The following is a 15,570-nucleotide window of genomic DNA, read 5'->3' as shown; positions in this document are numbered from 1 at the left end:
ACTTCCACATTGATGACAAACCGCTCCACATCCGCCCCGGCCAGCGCCGTCCGTCGCCCTGCGCCGCCCCCCTCCACCGAGGCCAAGGCGGCCCTGGGCTGGATGCACACGGCTCGCTTTCTGACCACCGCTGCCCAACTGCACCACCTGCCCCCCCTGCAGGTGCCTGAAATCGCTTTCGTGGGCCGCTCCAATGCGGGCAAGTCCACCTGCATCAACACCTTGACGCAGCAAAAGCAACTGGCCTTCGCCTCCAAGAAGCCCGGACGCACCCAGCACATCAACCTGTTCTCGCTGGGCCGCCAGGGTGAAACCGATGCCGTGCTGGCCGACTTGCCGGGCTACGGCTACGCCGCGGTGCCCAAGGACGACAAGATCCGCTGGCAGCGTGTGATGGCCAATTACCTGGTCAGCCGTGAGAACCTCGCCGGCATCGTGATGATGTGCGACCCCCGCCTGGGCCTGACCGAGCTGGACGAAACCCTGCTTGAAGTCATCCGCCCGCGCGTCGAAGAAGGCCTCAAATTTCTGGTGCTGCTGACCAAGGCCGACAAGCTGACCCGCGCCGAGGGCGCCAAGGCGCTGTCGATTGCGCGACTGAACGCTGGCGGCGGCGATGTGAAACTCTTCTCTGCGCTGAAGCGCATCGGCATCGAAGACACCGCGCACCTGCTGTGGCAGTGGACCCATCCACCCGTGGCAGCCGCCGACCTTCCGGATGCCACACCCCCTGCCGAGACCGCGCCCGCCGAGCCCGAAGTCGACTGAGCGCCGGGCCAGGTCTGGGGGCCCTCACTGCCCCAGGAGCCCTTGCCCATGATCGACACTTTTGAACATGTCCTGCCGCACGGCATCACCCTGAGCTGCCGGGCCGCCGGCCCAGCCGGGGCACCCGTGCTGCTGTTCCTGCACGGTTTCCCCGAAGCCGCTTTTGTCTGGGACCCGCTGCTGCTGCATTTCTCACGCCCCGAAAACGGAGGCTGGCGCTGCGTGGCCCCCAACCTGCGTGGCTACGAACAGTCCAGCCGTCCACCCGAGATCGAGGCCTACAAGGCCCGGCTGCTGGTGCAGGACCTGAAGGCGCTGATCGCCCTGGAATCCCCGCAGGCGCCGCTCGGCGCCCTGGTTGCCCACGACTGGGGCGGCGCCGTGGCCTGGAGCCTGGCCAACCAGCACCCTGAGCTGATGCAGCGCCTGGTGATCATCAACTCGCCCCATCCCGGCGCGTTTGTGCGCGAGCTTCGCCACAACCCGGCCCAGCTGGCAGCCAGCGCCTACATGAACTTTCTGATCCAACCGGACGCCGAGACGTACCTGGCCGAGGACGACTTCGCGCGCCTGTGGGGCTTCTTCCAGCGCTTCGGCGGCCAGGGAGAGCCCGCTTGGTTGAGTGAAAGCGTCAAAAATCAGTACCGTGCGGTGTGGCGCACCAGCCTGCGCGGGGGCTGCAACTATTACCGGGCCTCGCCGCTGCGCCCCGGTGACGCCACACACCCCGGGGCGGCCACGCTGGACCTGCCCGACAGCATGCTGCAGGTGAATTGCCCCACCCAGGTGCTGTGGGGTCTGGGCGACCATGCCCTGCTGCCCGGCCTGCTCGATGGCCTGGAGCAGTGGGTGCCTCGGCTGCAGGTGTGCCGGCATGACGGCGCCAGTCACTGGATCGTGCACGAAGACCCGATCTGGGTCATGCAGCAGATCCAGGATTTTCTGGGCCAGGCGGTTCAGCGGTAGACCGGGGGCTCACCCGGCGGGCGGGTCTTGAAGCGCTTGTGAACCCAGTAATACTGGTCGGGCATGGTGTCGATCCAGCCCTGCAGGCGCTGGTTCATCAGCGCCGTGTCGGCCTCGACATCGTCGGTCGGAAAGTTCTGCCAGGCCGGCATCACCTCCACCTCGTAGCCCGTGGCGGTGATGCGTGACACCACCGGCACCACCTTGGCCCGCCCCAGCCGGGCAAAGCGCGACAGGCTGGGCACCGTGGCCGCCAGGTGCCCGTAGAAGGGCACGAAGATCGACTCCTCGGGGCCGAAATTCATGTCGGGCAGCAGGTACAGGGCGCCCCCCTTGCGCAGCGTGTTGATGATGGGCTTGACGCCGTCAAAGCGGCTCAGCATGGTCACCTCGCCAAAGCGCGAACGCCCAGCCTTCATCCAGGCGTCCACCGCCGGGCTGGGCTGGGGCGTGAAGATCGAGGTGAACACCCGGTCCACGTTCATGGACAGCGCCATGCCACCGGCCTCCAGACCAAAGAAGTGGGGCGAAAAAATGATCGTCGGCGTATCGCCCTCGAACTCCTGCCAAGGGCCCACCAAGCGGATGCGGCGCGCCAGCACCTCTCGCGGGGCATGCCAAAGCCAGCCCCGGTCCAGCCAGGACTGGGCAAAGTGGATGAAAGCCCGCCGCGTCCAGGCCTTGCGCTGGGGCACCGACGCGTCCGGGAAACACAATTTGAGGTTCACCGCCACCACATGGCGCCGCGGCACGGCCAGCACATAAAGCACCCAGCCCAAACCCACCCCCAGGCCACGCACCCAGGACAGGGGCAGGTAGGCCATCAGCCGCATGAACGCAATTCCGAACCGACTCCACATGCTCAAAACTCTCCGCGCGGCTGCTTGTAGCGCGCATAACCCCAAAGGTACTGGGCCGGGCAAGCCCGGATCATCTGCTCCATCTCGGCGTTGATCTGGGTGACGGCCTGAGTCATGTCCTCGGCCAGGGGCGACGTCATCTCACGCACATGGATGCGCACCCCCCGCCCCCACGACAGGCGCTCGCTCCAGGCCAGCAGCACGGTGGCCCCGGTCTGCTGAACCAGGCGCACGGCCAGCGTCATCGTGTAGGCCGGTTGACCGAAAAACGGTGCCCACACCCCCATGCCCTCGGGTGGCACCTGGTCGGGCAGCAGCCCCACCGCACGCCCCTGGCGCAGCGCCTTGATCAACTGGCGCACCCCGGCCAGGGTCGTCGGCACGGCCTGCAGGCCCGGACGCTCGCGCACCGAGGCCATGGTGCGTGCCAGCCAGGCCTGGCGGGCGGGGCGGTACAGGATGGTCATCGGCCCAAAGCGCCCGGCATAGTCGCGTGCCAGGGCCTGGGGCGACAACTCGAAGCAACCCATGTGAGGGGTGAGGAACACCACCCCGCGCCCCGCAGCCAGCGCCCGCTCGATGCAGCCGTGGTCCGCCCACACCGAAGGCAGAGGCCGCCCCAGCCAGAGCCGCGGCAGCTCGGCCACCATGCGCCCGCCATGGCCCACAGCAGCGATCAGATCGCGCAGGCTCACGCCCGCCAGGTCGGCGTTGGCCAGAAAACGGCGGCGGTAGGACGGCGAGGCCAGAAAGGCCAGCCAACCCAGCAGCCAACCCATGACCTGGAGCAACCCCAGGGGAAACAGGGCAAAGACCCTGAACAACGAGAGCATGAGGTGGGTAGAATAAACGGGTCGCTGAGTTAAATGAGCAACTTGCAGGGCGACGTTAAACACAACTGCTAAAGCGTTCGCCAAAGCTCCCGAGTCCGAGGCAACGCCCCCAGAACTTGAAACGTGGAGTTTATTCAAATGGCGAACGATTTTCTTTTTACTTCCGAGTCCGTCTCTGAAGGCCACCCCGACAAGGTGGCTGACCAGATCTCCGACGCGATCCTCGATGCCATCTTCAAGCAAGACCCGCGCAGCCGCGTGGCGGCCGAAACCCTGACCAACACCGGTCTGGTCGTGCTGGCGGGCGAAATCACCACCAACGCGCACGTCGACTACATCCAGGTGGCCCGCGACACCATCAAGCGCATCGGCTACGACAACACCGAGTACGGCATCGACTACAAAGGCTGCGCCGTGCTGGTGGCCTACGACAAGCAGAGCAACGACATCGCCCAGGGCGTGGACCAGGCCAGCGACGACCACCTGAACACCGGTGCCGGCGACCAGGGCCTGATGTTCGGCTACGCCTGCGATGAAACGCCCGAGCTGATGCCCGCGCCGATCTACTACGCCCACCGTCTGGTCGAGCGCCAGGCCCAACTTCGCAAGGACGGCCGCCTGCCTTTCCTGCGCCCCGACGCCAAGAGCCAGGTCACGATGCGCTACGTGGACGGCAAGCCGCACAGCATCGACACCGTGGTGCTGTCGACCCAGCACAGCCCCGACCAGAGCGAAACCGCCAAGAAGATGAAGGCCAGCTTCACCGAAGCCATCATCGAAGAAATCATCAAGCCCGTGCTGCCCAAGGAATGGCTGCAGGACACCAAGTACCTGATCAACCCCACTGGCCGCTTTGTGATTGGCGGCCCGCAAGGTGACTGCGGCCTGACTGGCCGCAAGATCATCGTCGACACCTACGGCGGCGCCTGCCCGCACGGCGGTGGCGCCTTCTCGGGCAAGGACCCGACCAAGGTCGACCGCTCGGCTGCCTACGCCGCCCGCTATGTGGCCAAGAACATCGTCGCCGCCGGCCTGGCCCGCCAGTGCCAGATCCAGGTCGCCTACGCCATCGGCGTGGCCCGCCCCATGAACGTGACCGTGTACACCGAAGGCACCGGCGTCATCCCCGACGACCAGATCGCCCGCCTGGTGCAAGAGCACTTCGACCTGCGCCCCAAGGGCATCATCCAGATGCTCGACCTGCTGCGCCCCATCTACGAAAAAACCGCCGCCTACGGCCACTTCGGCCGAGAAGAACCCGAGTTCACCTGGGAGCGAACCGACAAGGCTGCAGCGCTGCGTGCAGCGGCTGGCCTGTAAGGCCAGCATTCGCCGCAGGCGAATCTGCAGCCTTGCGGCGAAGGCTCATGTCGGCTCTGCCGACGTGAAGGCGCGAAGCGCCGGGCCGAAGCCATAAAGCTGCAGCCGGGCTGTAAGCCCGCCGCGCTCAGGCGCGGTATCGGTTCTTGGGCGAAGTTCATATCGCGCCAGCGATGTGAACGCAGACCAAAAGCACTGGCTGCAGCGCTGCGTGCAGCCTTGCGGCGAAGGCTTATGTCAGCTCTGCTGACGTGAAGGCGCGAAGCGCCGGGCCGAAGCCATAAAGCTGCCGCCCTGCGGGCGGCAGCCGGGCTATCAACCCGCCGCGCGCCTGCGCGGCATCGGTTTTGGGGCACAGCCCCCACAGCGCCCAGCCGCTGTGAAGACCCTGAGCACCACAACAGCCCAATCCGGGGCCGCCCTTCATTCGTAACCCTACGTATCCCGCGGCAAGCCAACCGTGAGACAATTCCGGCCGCTTTGGCGCAGCTGCCGGCTGTTGCCGACCTGGCCAGAGCCGCGGGCCAGCTCCGGCTGGCCCCGAGCCCAACGCGCCCTCTGACCCGGCCTGCCGCAGCCGACGGTGCCAGCCCCCCAGACCGCCCCATCCAACCTGTTTTCCAGCCGTGCCAGCCGCCCCACTTTCAGCCCAGCCCAACGGCCAGCACAGCACGCGCCTGCTCATCGTCGCCTATTGCCTGGTGTGGGCCCTGGTGCATTGGTTCGCCTACCCGAACCTGGACCCCTACAACGACATGCTGGAGAACTTTGCCTGGGGGCAAACCTTCGAATGGGGCACGTTCAAGCACCCGCCTTTCTTTGTCTGGGCAGTTGAACTCTGGTTTGCGGCCATGCCGCGCAGCGCGCTGTCGTACAAGCTGCTGTCCTATGTGAACGTGGCCATCGGCCTGTGGGGGGTGGCGCAGTTGGCGCGCCTGCTGGGCTTGCGCCGCTTCGCACCCAGCGCCGTGCTGCTGCTGATGTGGACTCTGCCCTACACCACGCTGGCGGCCAAGTTCAACGCCAATGCCATTCTGCTGTCGGTCTGGCCCTGGACCGCCGTGGCCTGGCTGGCCAGCCTGCGCCAAAGTGGCCGCCCAGGCCTGACCGCCTCGGTGTGGCTGGGTTTTCTGGGCGCGGTGTGCATGCTCAGCAAGTACTACAGCGGCGTGTTCCTGTTCTCGCTGTTCGTCACCGCCCTGCTGCGGCGCGACATGCGCCGCTGGTTCTGCAGCCCGCGGCCCTACGTGGCCCTGCTCAGCCTGGCGGTGTTCCTGCTGCCCCATGCCTGGTGGCTCTGGCACCACGACTACCCCACCCTGCGCTACGCCGCCGACCAGGGTGGCGGCCACGTGGAGTGGCACTTCCTGCTGCATTTCGCCTTCACCCCGCTGCTGTTCGTGCTGCTGGCCTGGGTGCCCTGTGTGCTGGTGTTTGCCTGGCAGGCCAGCCCGGCGGGCCCCGGGCGCTGGCGCCGCCTGCTGGGCCTGATCCCGCGCCTGGCCTGGCGCAGCTGGCTGCCCCTGCACTGGCAGGACACCGTCTTCTGGCTGGCCGCCCTGCCCGGTGCCGTGACCCTGCTGGCCGGTATGGCCGGCATGGCCGAGCTCTCCAGCCCCTGGGCCATCCCCATCATCTATGCCTTCCCGCTGCTGTGGCTGCGCAACCTGGAGCAGGCCACCCCTGGCCCCACCTCGGGACAGGCCCTGGACAACAGCCCCCCCAATACCCCCACCGCGCGCAGCCTGCAGGCCCTGCAGGGTTCGGCCTGGCCGGTGCTGATCGGTGTGGTGCTGGTCGGCGTGGTGCTGGCCGTGTCCCAGGCCCGCCAGGGCAAGCGCAGCTATTACGAAGCCAACGAGATCGCAGCCGAAGTCATGATGCAAGGCTGGCAGCAGCGCCACCCCGACCTGCCCCTGGGCTGGACCGGGGGCGAATGGGCCGAGAACGCCATGGTGGCCTTCTTTGTGTCCGATCAGGTGCGCGCCCTGCCCGGCATGCCCGATGAGTGGCCCACCACCCTGGCCCCCCACCCAGGCTGGGAGCATCAGGGCGGCCTGATGATCTGCCCGCGCGGCCCCCTCAAAAAGGCCCAGGTCTACGAGGCCAGCAATTGCGAGGTCGAAGTCCAGGAATGGCTGGAAAAGACCGGTCGCCCCATCCGCCCCCTGTGGGTGACGGCCGCCCGCTCAGGCTGGCGGTTCCCGCACCCGATGGCGTTTGCCTGGGTGGTCTACGACGTGCTGCCCACCCCCTGAGCCGCAGCAGGCAGCAGACTTTCAGGCAGCTGCATCAAGGGCTGTCCGGCCCGCACCCGCAGGCCCGTGGCCACCCCGTCGACCAGGCGAAAGCCCTTGGGGGCGAACACGATGATGGTCGAGCCATGCTGGAACCAGCCCAGCTCCTGCCCCTTGCCCACCGCCACATCGCAGGGCAGCTCATGCGGGCCGGGGTAGCGGCCATGCAGGAGCAGATCGAGCGCGTGCAGGCGCAGGCTGGCCACCAGGATGGCCGCCACCGGCACCAGGGCCAGCGGGTGGCCGCCGCGCTCCAGCCGCAAATGCAGGGCGGCGCGCTCATTGCGGCAGAACAGGCGCTCCACCCGTTGGAGTGCGATCGGGTTCACGTTCCAGGTATCGCCCGTCAGGTGGGTCACATGCTGCAGGCGGGCATCATGAGGGGCATGAAAGCGGTGGTACATGGCCGAGGTCAGGCGCAAAGTCACGTAGCAACCATCGCGAAAGACCTCGGCGCGCGCGGGGTCGCCGAACAAATCCTCCAGCCGGTACGGAAAGCCCTTGGCCTGCCACACCTGCAGCCCCGCCACCTCACCGCAGGCCCCCACGATGCCGTCACAAGGGCTGGCCAGCACCTCGGGGTCCGGGTCAAAAGGCCGGGCGCCCGACTTGAGTTCGCGGGTGAAGCAGTCGTGCAGGCTGTCAAAGTGCTGCTTGCGCGCCTCGCTCAGATCCAACTCGGTGAACAGGCGCCACACCGCGATCGAGGCATCGCGCACCACCGGCTGACGGATCTGGCTGAACCAGCCCATGAAGCGTGTCAACGCAATGCGCGGCACCCGGTTGGTGAGCAGGAAATTCAAATCCTCCTGCTGCAGCAGGCGGTCTCTCAAGGCTTTCAGTTTCATCAAGGTGTCAATCAGTCAAGTTACAGATGAGGCATCGCGCTTTCGCGATTGGAAAAATCCGGACCTCTTCAAATGGACGAAACACTGGCTTTCTGGGCATTGGGCGGTGCGGCCTTCGCCGCCACCCTGCCCCGGCTGATCCGCCGACTGGAACTGTCGCGGGCGAAACACCCCTCGCTCACCGGGCATTCGCGCATGGCCAAACGCGTGGCCTCGTGGCTGCCCGGCTACGCCTACGGCGAAGAGCGCTTTTTCAACTCTGATGGCGCACCGGCCGAGGTGGCCGCGCAACGGCGCCAGGCCTTGCAGCAGCTGGGCCACACACTGGTGGCGCGCTGCCCCCGCACGCTGGCCCTCACGGCCAGCGCCCGCGACGGCTTGCCCGATCTGCAGTTCACCGGTGCCTACCGGGTGCCCTTCCAGTACAGCCCGCTGCTGCGCCAGCACGTGCAGGTGGGCGCCTTCATGGAGGCTTCCGAAGGCGTGACCCTGACCGACCTGGATGGCAACAGCTACTACGACCTGACCGGCTCGTACGGCGTGAACGTGTTCGGTGTGGATGCCTACCGGCAGTGCATTGCCGAGGGCAGTCGCCGGTCCCAGGCCCTGGGCCCGGTGCTGGGCAGCCTGCACCCCGTGGTCGCCTCGAACGTGGCCCGCCTGCAACGCCTCTCGGGCCTGGACCAGGTGTCCTTCCACATGTCGGGCACCGAAGCCGTGATGCAAGCTGTGCGGCTGGCCCGCTACCACACGGGGCGCCGCCACCTGGTGCGCTTTTGCGGCGCCTACCACGGCTGGTGGGAAGATGTTCAACCGGGCCCCGGCAACCCCCTGCCCCCGCGCGAGACCTACACCCTGCGCGACATGCACGAGAACAGCCTGCAGGTGCTGCGCAAGCGGCGCGACATTGCCTGCGTGCTGGTCAACCCGCTGCAGGCCTTGCACCCCAACAAGGCCGCGCCGGGCGACTCTTCGCTGGTGGACAGCTCGCGCAGCGCGGCGTACGACCGTGCGGCCTACACCGAATGGCTGAAACAACTGCGCGAGGTCTGTACCGAGCGCGGCATCGTGCTGATCTTTGACGAGGTGTTCCTGGGCTTCCGTCTGGCCCCGGGCGGTGCCCAGGCGTACTTCGGCGTCAAGGCCGACATGGTCACCTACGGCAAGACCCTGGGCGGTGGCCTGCCCGTGGGGGTGGTCTGCGGCAAGCGCGAGCTGATGAAGCGCTACCGCGAAGACCGGCCGGCCGACCTGTGCTTTGCCCGCGGCACCTTCAACTCGCACCCCTATGTGATGGGCGCCATGGCGGCCTTCCTGGATTACCTGGAAACCCCGGAGGCCCAGCTCATGTATGTGGACCTGGACGCCACCCAGAACCGCCGCGCCACGCAGCTCAACCAACGCCTGCAGGCCATCGGGGCCCCGGTGCAGGTGGCCAACATGTCTTCGGTCTGGACCGTGAGCTACACCCGGCCCTCGCGCTACAACTGGATGCTGCAGTTCTACCTGCGTGAACAGGGGCTGGCCCTGAGCTGGGTCGGCACCGGGCGGCTGATCTTCAGCCTGAACTACACCGACGCCGATTTCGAAGAGGTGTGCCGCCGCTTTGTCGCCGCCTGCCAGGCCATGGAGGCCGGCGGCTGGTGGTGGCAGGATGCCGCGCAGACCAACAAGTCGATCAAGCGCAGCATCTTCAGGGAGATGCTGGCGCATCGTCGCGGCTGAGGCAAAACGGCAGATCACACTGAGGCGGCGGCCTCAGTGCTGCTTGCGGGCGTGGGCCATCGGGTCCAGCAGCTCGCCGCGCAGCAGGTACAGGGGCGCCTTGTGGTACAGGAACACGTCATGGAAGGGGTCGGTGATGATCTTGGTCATCCACACCAGGCCGGTCTGCACATCCTTCAGGAAAAACAGGTGCACGGTGCGGAAAACCAGGCCACCCACCCCCACCACCAGCCAGGCCCAGCCCACCTGATGCCAGAAGGCCGAAAACGAATCGGCCGGCGCGATCAGCCCGCCCAGGCCAGGGCTCAGCCACAGCACCAGGGGGGCCGCCACCCACAAGGCCATCAGCACCACCTTGCGGCGCAGGTTGTAGCCCACCTTGATCTCTTCCTTGTGCTCGTGCGTGGCCTGGTTCACTTCGTCATAGCCGCGCGGCTCGAAAAAGAAATGGCCCGACTGACGCGACACCATCGAAACGCCCCAGGCCAGCAAGGCGGCCAGGGCGGGGTCGCTGAACAGCAAGGCATAGGCCACCAGGAAACTCAGCGCGCTGATCAGGTGCAGGGTCTGGTTGATGCGGCTGTGGTGGTAGTAGCGGTGGTCGTCCCAGCGCTGTGTTTTCAAGGCACTCAGAAAATCTTTCACCTTCGATCCTTTGACGTGTGAGCAGGCCCGTTGGGCCGGTGGGTGGGTTCTTGTGACGGCCCGCAGACGGGCGCGTGACCGGATGGTGACCAGCGAATATGAAAGTCCGGTGACGCGCCTCCACAGCCCAGGGCTGTCACACAACGGTTGCAATCGGGGCCCACCATCAGCGCATGAACGCCCCGGCTGAACACCCCATCGTGGTGGACGAATTCCCTGCCCTGCGGCGCTCGCTGCGGGTGTCGATCGTCACCGAAACCTATCCGCCCGAAGTCAATGGGGTGGCCCGTACCCTGGCCTGCGTGGTCGAGGGGCTGCGCGAGCGCAACCACGAGATCCAGCTGATCCGCCCCAACCAGTCCAAGGCCGAGACCCGGGGCGAACAGGCCAGCGACGACGTGCTGTTTCACGAGGTGCTGATGCGCGGCCTGCCCATCCCGCGCTACCCGCACCTGCGCATGGGCCTGACCTCCAAGAAGACGCTGGTCAGCCTGTGGGCGCGCCGCCGGCCCGACGTGGTGCACATTGCCACCGAGGGCCCCATGGGCTGGTCGGCCCTGCAGGCGGCGGTGCAGCTCAAGCTGCCGGTGTGCTCCGACTTTCGCACCAACTTCCATGCCTACAGCAAGCACTACGGCATGGGCTGGCTGCACAAGCCCATCATGGCCTACCTGCGCAAGTTCCATAACCTCACGGCCTGCACCATGACCCCCGATGAGGGGCTGCGCCAGGAGCTGACCGACTATGGCTTTCGCAACGTCGAAGTGGTGTCGCGCGGCGTGGACACCCGCCTGTTCGACCCGGCACGGCGCAGCCCTGCCCTGCGCCAGAGCTGGGGCGTCGGACCCGACGATCTGGTGGTGCTGCACGTGGGGCGCCTGGCGCCTGAAAAGAACCTGGGCACCCTGACCATGGCCTTCGAGGCCCTTCGCCGGGTGCAGCCCCGTGCCCGCCTGGTGCTGGTGGGCGACGGCCCCTCGCGCAAGGAACTGCAGGCCCGCTGCCCCGATGCCGTGTTCGCCGGCATGCGGCATGGCGACGACCTGGCCGCCCATTACGCCAGCGGCGACCTGTTTGTGTTCCCCAGCGTCACCGAAACCTTTGGCAACGTCACCCTCGAAGCGCTGGCCAGCGGCCTGCCGGTGCTGGCCTACGACTACGCCGCCGCCAGCCAACTGGTGCAGACCGGGCGCCACGGCGCACTGGCCCCTTTTGGCAACATGAGCGAATTCGTGCGCCTGGCCGCCCAGCTGGCCGCCGATCCGGCGGCCCTGCGCGAGATGGGGCTGCTGGCCCGCGAGGCCGCCTGCCAGGCCAGTTGGGAACGCATCATCAGCCGCATCGAAGGCCTCTACCACGCCTTGACCGAGGGGCGGCCCCTGGCCCAGCCGGGCACGGCCTCAGCGACCCCGCGCCTGGCGCTCTGAACACCTGACCGGACTGGCCCGGCCCGGCTTCAGCCAGCAGGCTGCGCCAAAGGGCGGCGTCGGCAGCGCCACCACAGCACCGCCATGCAAGCCGCGATCAGCAGACCGAACACCCCCATCAAGGGCACCACGGGCAACTCCAGCGCCAGCAGGCCGGCATAGCCCGCCAGCAACACCAGGATGCTGAGGTTCTCGTTGTAGCCCTGCACGGCAATCGAGCGCCCGGCCGTCAGCAACTGATGCCCGCGGTGCTGCAGCAGTGCGTTCATGGGCACCACCAGCACCCCCCCCACCAGCCCCACCAACGCCAGCAGGGGCAGGGCTACGGAAAAACGTTGCGTCAGCGAAACCGCCGCGATCAGCAGCCCCAGCAGCACCCCGGCTGGCAGCACCCGCACCGCCTGGTGCAAAGCCACCCGGTGACCCGCCACACCGGCGCCCAGCACCACCCCCACGGCCACCATGGCCTGCAGGTAGGCGGCCTGGTCCAGCGGCAGGCGCAGTGACTCCTGGGCCCAGCGCAGCACCGCAAACTGCAGCGTGGCGCCCACGCCCCAGAACAGGGTCGTCACCCCCAGCGACAGGCCGCCCTCGGCGTCGCGCCACAGCAGGCGGTTGCTGGCGGCAAAGTCGCGCAACAAGGCCAGGGGGTGAATCTCGCGCCGCGCATAGCGGGCGCCACTGTCGGGCACGCCCAGTTGCAGCGCGGCAGCCAGGCCATACACACAAAGCAGCAGCCCCAGCGAACCGGCCAGGGCCGAATCCAGCGGCAGGCCCAGCGCCAGCAAGGCCTCTCGGGCCTGCGTGGCCACCGCCGATGTGGCGACCAGGGCACTCACCAGAAAGCCCCCGGTGACCGCCCCCAGCAGCGCGGCGCAAACGATGGAGATCTCGATCCAGCTGTTGGCCACCACCAACTGTCGTGCGGGCACCATCTCGGTCACCAGCCCATACTTGGCCGGGGCGTACCCTGCGGCCCCCAGGCCGACCACGGCATAGGCCAGCACCGGGTGAACCCCCACCAACAGGCCCAACACCCCCAGCACCTTGATGGCGTTCATCCAGGCCATCAGGCGGCCCTTGGGCATGGCGTCTGCCAGCGGGCCCGCCACCGGCGCCAGCACCACATACGACAGCGTGAAAGCGAACTTCAGCAAGGGGGCCCACCAGCCTGGCACGCCCTGCTCCTGCAGCAGGGCCATGGTGACGATCAGCAAGGCGTTGTCGGCCAGGGCGGAGCTGAACTGGGCCGCGATCAACAAAGAGAATCCGGTGGGCATGCGCGTGGGCCTGGACGGCCGTCCGGACGGCCTGATGGGATGAAGACGCCATTGGGACCGGAGGCGATGACGGCGCCATGACGCAGTCATGACGCCCGCATGAATCCGCCGTGACGCGGCGCCATGGCGCACCAATCTGGTTCCAAAAAATTCATTTGCACCAATCATGGGCAACCCAGCCCCAAAACGCACCACCTGAAGGCGCACCGATGCCCACACCTGGGGCGGTCGAACTGCGTCACGGCACGGATCCTGCTGTGCCCTGCCCTGCAGCAGTTCCATCCCCATGTCAGACCCGATCCAAAAGAGCGGCCGCCTTGCCCACCCGGTGATGCCGCCCCCCACCCTCTCGCGCCCCCTGGTTCGCCCCTCGGCGCGCGCCTTCGTGCGAATCCCGGCGACGCTGGAAGCCACCGCGGGCTTCGGGCAATGGGCCCATGCGGAAGGCTGGCTGAGCCTGTCGCCGCAGGCCGCCGAATTTCTCGACGCCAAGGGCTGTCTTGAGGGCCCACTCGATGACGGCCTGACCCATGTGGTGGTGGACGATCTGGTGCGCCTGCTGCCCCACCTCGTGGCGGGTGCCGCCCGCCCCTGGGTGCTGGACCTGCGCGTGATCAGCCGCACCCAGGGCCTGCGCTGGCTGCGCATGACGGCCCTGCCCCCCGACCCCGCCCAGCCCAACCTGCAGCAAGGCATCGTGCAGGACGTGACCGAACTCAAACATGCCCAGATGCGCGAGCGCCTGGGCTTTGAGTTGACCGAGTTCCTGGTCGGCTCGCATTCGCTGGGCAGCGCCATCCTCAACGTGATCCAGGGGGTGTGCAACAGCCTGGGCTGGGACTGGGGCGCCTACTGGGCCCTGGAGACCGACCCGGCCGGCCAGCCCCAGCTGGCCTGCCACCAGTTCTGGCACCCCAGCGAGCACGACATGAGCGACTTCAGCCAGGCCAGCCAGCGGCTGCGGCTGCGCCCGGGCGAAGGGCTGGTCGGCCGGGTGTGGCAAAGCGGCGAGCCCACCTGGATCGAGAACATGGGCACCAACCCCGACTTCGTGCGGCGCGCCAGTGCCCGCGCCAGCCACCTGCGTTCGGGCTACATCTTTCCGGTTACCTTTCAAAGTGGCGATGGGTCGGACCATCGCCCCGGGGTGCTGGAGTTCTACAGCAGCCTGGCGCGCCAGCCCGATGCCCAATTGCCCCAGCTCTCGGGCACCATCGGCGCCCTGCTCGCCCAGACCGCCCAGAAGCTGGAGCAACAGGCCACGGTACTGCACCTGTCCCAGGTCGATGGCCTGACCGGGCTGGCCAATCGGCGCCACTTCTACGAGGTGCTGGGTGCCACCTGCCGCCAGGCCGAGGCCCTGGGCCAGCATTTCGGCCTGATGTTCATCGACCTGGACCGCTTCAAACCCATCAACGACGCCTTCGGACACGATGCCGGCAACACCGTCTTGCGCGAATTCGCGCAGCGCCTGCAGGCGCTGGCGCCGGTTGGGGCCACGGCCGGCCGCCTGGGCGGCGATGAATTTGCCCTGCTGCTGCCCGGCGCCGACCTGCAGGCCTTTGCCGAGGCGGCAGAGCGGGTGCGCCAGGCCGCCCGGCGCCCCATGTTGCACGAGGGCGTGGAGCTGAGCCTGAGCGCCAGCGTAGGCATCAGCTTGTTCCCGGAGAACGGGCGCACGCCCCCCGAGCTGCTGCGCAGCGCCGACGCGGCCATGTACCGCATCAAGCAAAACGGGCGCGATGGCAGCGACTTTTTCTCGCAGACCAACCCGCATGCCCTGGCCGAACAGCAAAGCACGCTCATGCAACGCCTGAAGATGGCGCAGGACCTGCACCTGGCCCTGCAGCAGCAGGAGCTCTTCCTGCACCACCAGCCCATCTTCGACCAGGACAGCGGGCGCTTGCACGGCATCGAAGCCCTGGTGCGCTGGCGCCGCGCCGATGGGCAGTTGGTGCCGCCCGATGTGTTCATCCCTTTGGCCGAAGAGGCGCACCTGATCGTGCAGATCGGCCAATGGGTGGCCGCCCAGGCCTGCGCCGACCTGGCCACCCTCGAGGCCGCCGGGCTGAAAGGCCTGCGGGTGCACGTGAACATGGCCTCACCCGAGTTCCACCGCAATGCCCTGCCCGAAGAGCTGCTGGCCCTCACGCGCCGCCATGGCCTGGCGCCCGCCCAGCTCTCGCTGGAGCTGACCGAGACCCTGGTGATGGAGCAACCGGCCCAGGTCACGGCCGTGATGGAGCGCTTGCGCGCCGCCGGCTTCGAGATCAGCCTGGACGACTTCGGCCAAGGCCATTCGGCGCTATCGCTGCTCAAGCAACTGCCGCTGAGCACCCTGAAGGTCGACCGCAGCTTTGTGCGCGGCCTGGGCGAGCCCCCGAACGGACCGAGTGGCCAAGGCAGCGACGAAGCCATCGTGCGGACCATCCTGGACCTGGGCCGGCACCTGGGCCTGAGGGTGATCGTGGAGGGCGTGGAAACCGCCACCCAGCTCAAGCGGGTGCGTGCCTGTGGTGGCCAGTATGTGCAGGGTTACCTGCTGGCGCGGCCCATGCCGCTGGCTGAGCTGCTGCAGCGCTTCACCCCCCCTGCTTGAAA

The 15,570-nt window shown here is 67.5% G+C and carries 12 protein-coding genes; 7 read left to right on the top strand and 5 right to left on the bottom strand.

The window, feature by feature from the left end:
- Positions 1-12: 12 nt before the first annotated feature.
- Complete coding sequence (yihA, locus tag AC07PT_RS10100) at positions 13-768, top strand: ribosome biogenesis GTP-binding protein YihA/YsxC (protein WP_492347319.1); 756 nt, start codon at positions 13-15, stop codon at positions 766-768.
- Positions 769-816: 48 nt separating this feature from the next.
- Positions 817-1,734, top strand: coding sequence for an alpha/beta fold hydrolase (locus tag AC07PT_RS10095; RefSeq protein WP_494656604.1), 918 nt, complete (start codon positions 817-819; stop codon positions 1,732-1,734).
- On the opposite strand, the gene AC07PT_RS10090 is transcribed toward AC07PT_RS10095, so the two are convergent.
- Both AC07PT_RS10090 and AC07PT_RS10085 read right to left on the bottom strand, forming a co-directional pair.
- Complete coding sequence (locus AC07PT_RS10090) at positions 1,725-2,594, bottom strand: LpxL/LpxP family acyltransferase (RefSeq protein WP_492347321.1); 870 nt, start codon at positions 2,592-2,594, stop codon at positions 1,725-1,727. The two genes, AC07PT_RS10095 and AC07PT_RS10090, sit on opposite strands and share 10 nt — an antisense overlap.
- A 2-nt stretch (positions 2,595-2,596) precedes the next feature.
- Positions 2,597-3,427: a lysophospholipid acyltransferase family protein gene (locus tag AC07PT_RS10085; protein ID WP_492347322.1), complete on the bottom strand. Its 831-nt coding sequence runs from the start codon at positions 3,425-3,427 to the stop codon at positions 2,597-2,599.
- A 138-nt stretch (positions 3,428-3,565) separates the two neighbouring features.
- Between AC07PT_RS10085 and metK the strand changes: the two genes are divergently transcribed.
- Both metK and AC07PT_RS10075 read left to right on the top strand, forming a co-directional pair.
- The gene (gene metK / locus AC07PT_RS10080; RefSeq protein ID WP_019576176.1) at positions 3,566-4,747 is read left to right on the top strand and encodes a methionine adenosyltransferase; all 1,182 of its coding nucleotides are present in this window, start codon (positions 3,566-3,568) and stop codon (positions 4,745-4,747) included.
- Between the two features lie 626 nt (positions 4,748-5,373).
- A complete protein-coding gene (locus AC07PT_RS10075) occupies positions 5,374-7,005 on the top strand; it encodes a glycosyltransferase family 39 protein (protein ID WP_494656603.1) in 1,632 nt (543 codons plus the stop codon).
- Here AC07PT_RS10075 and asd read toward each other — a convergent pair.
- On the bottom strand, positions 6,981-7,892 hold the full coding sequence (gene asd, locus AC07PT_RS10070) for an archaetidylserine decarboxylase (protein WP_494656602.1): 912 nt from the start codon (positions 7,890-7,892) through the stop codon (positions 6,981-6,983). The two genes, AC07PT_RS10075 and asd, sit on opposite strands and share 25 nt — an antisense overlap.
- A gap of 72 nt (positions 7,893-7,964) precedes the next feature.
- Between asd and AC07PT_RS10065 the strand changes: the two genes are divergently transcribed.
- Positions 7,965-9,617, top strand: a complete 1,653-nt coding sequence (locus tag AC07PT_RS10065) for an aminotransferase class III-fold pyridoxal phosphate-dependent enzyme (protein WP_494656601.1) — start codon at positions 7,965-7,967, stop codon at positions 9,615-9,617.
- Positions 9,618-9,650: 33 nt separating this feature from the next.
- Here the strand turns inward: AC07PT_RS10065 and AC07PT_RS10060 are convergent, their stop codons facing one another.
- Positions 9,651-10,262: a hypothetical protein gene (locus AC07PT_RS10060; RefSeq protein ID WP_492347326.1), complete on the bottom strand. Its 612-nt coding sequence runs from the start codon at positions 10,260-10,262 to the stop codon at positions 9,651-9,653.
- Positions 10,263-10,435: 173 nt separating this feature from the next.
- On the opposite strand from AC07PT_RS10060, the gene AC07PT_RS10055 reads away from it, so the two are divergent.
- Positions 10,436-11,689, top strand: coding sequence for a glycosyltransferase family 4 protein (locus AC07PT_RS10055; protein WP_492347327.1), 1,254 nt, complete (start codon positions 10,436-10,438; stop codon positions 11,687-11,689).
- A 29-nt stretch (positions 11,690-11,718) separates the two neighbouring features.
- On the opposite strand, the gene lplT is transcribed toward AC07PT_RS10055, so the two are convergent.
- Positions 11,719-12,969 (bottom strand): lysophospholipid transporter LplT, encoded by a 1,251-nt coding sequence (gene lplT, locus AC07PT_RS10050; protein ID WP_494656600.1) that lies wholly within the window; start codon positions 12,967-12,969, stop codon positions 11,719-11,721.
- 286 nt (positions 12,970-13,255) lie between these two features.
- Here lplT and AC07PT_RS10045 point away from each other — a divergent pair, with 286 nt between their 5' ends.
- Positions 13,256-15,568, top strand: a complete 2,313-nt coding sequence (locus AC07PT_RS10045; protein WP_492347329.1) for a putative bifunctional diguanylate cyclase/phosphodiesterase — start codon at positions 13,256-13,258, stop codon at positions 15,566-15,568.
- The last annotated feature ends 2 nt before the right edge of the window (positions 15,569-15,570 follow it).

The organism is Curvibacter sp. GW821-FHT09D12 (assembly GCF_059416245.1).
The sequence above is the reverse complement of the archived record's forward strand: the minus strand, read 5'-3'. Positions and strand labels throughout refer to the sequence as shown.

Coding starts and splice junctions, on each gene's coding strand:
- yihA (WP_492347319.1), top strand. CDS start 13: ATGACAAACCGCTCCACATCCGCCCCGGCCAGCGCCGTCCGTCGCCCT.
- AC07PT_RS10045 (WP_492347329.1), top strand. CDS start 13,256: ATGTCAGACCCGATCCAAAAGAGCGGCCGCCTTGCCCACCCGGTGATG.
- lplT (WP_494656600.1), bottom strand. CDS start 12,969: ATGCCCACCGGATTCTCTTTGTTGATCGCGGCCCAGTTCAGCTCCGCC.
- asd (WP_494656602.1), bottom strand. CDS start 7,892: ATGAAACTGAAAGCCTTGAGAGACCGCCTGCTGCAGCAGGAGGATTTG.
- AC07PT_RS10090 (WP_492347321.1), bottom strand. CDS start 2,594: ATGTGGAGTCGGTTCGGAATTGCGTTCATGCGGCTGATGGCCTACCTG.
- metK (WP_019576176.1), top strand. CDS start 3,566: ATGGCGAACGATTTTCTTTTTACTTCCGAGTCCGTCTCTGAAGGCCAC.
- AC07PT_RS10095 (WP_494656604.1), top strand. CDS start 817: ATGATCGACACTTTTGAACATGTCCTGCCGCACGGCATCACCCTGAGC.
- AC07PT_RS10055 (WP_492347327.1), top strand. CDS start 10,436: ATGAACGCCCCGGCTGAACACCCCATCGTGGTGGACGAATTCCCTGCC.
- AC07PT_RS10085 (WP_492347322.1), bottom strand. CDS start 3,427: ATGCTCTCGTTGTTCAGGGTCTTTGCCCTGTTTCCCCTGGGGTTGCTC.
- AC07PT_RS10065 (WP_494656601.1), top strand. CDS start 7,965: ATGGACGAAACACTGGCTTTCTGGGCATTGGGCGGTGCGGCCTTCGCC.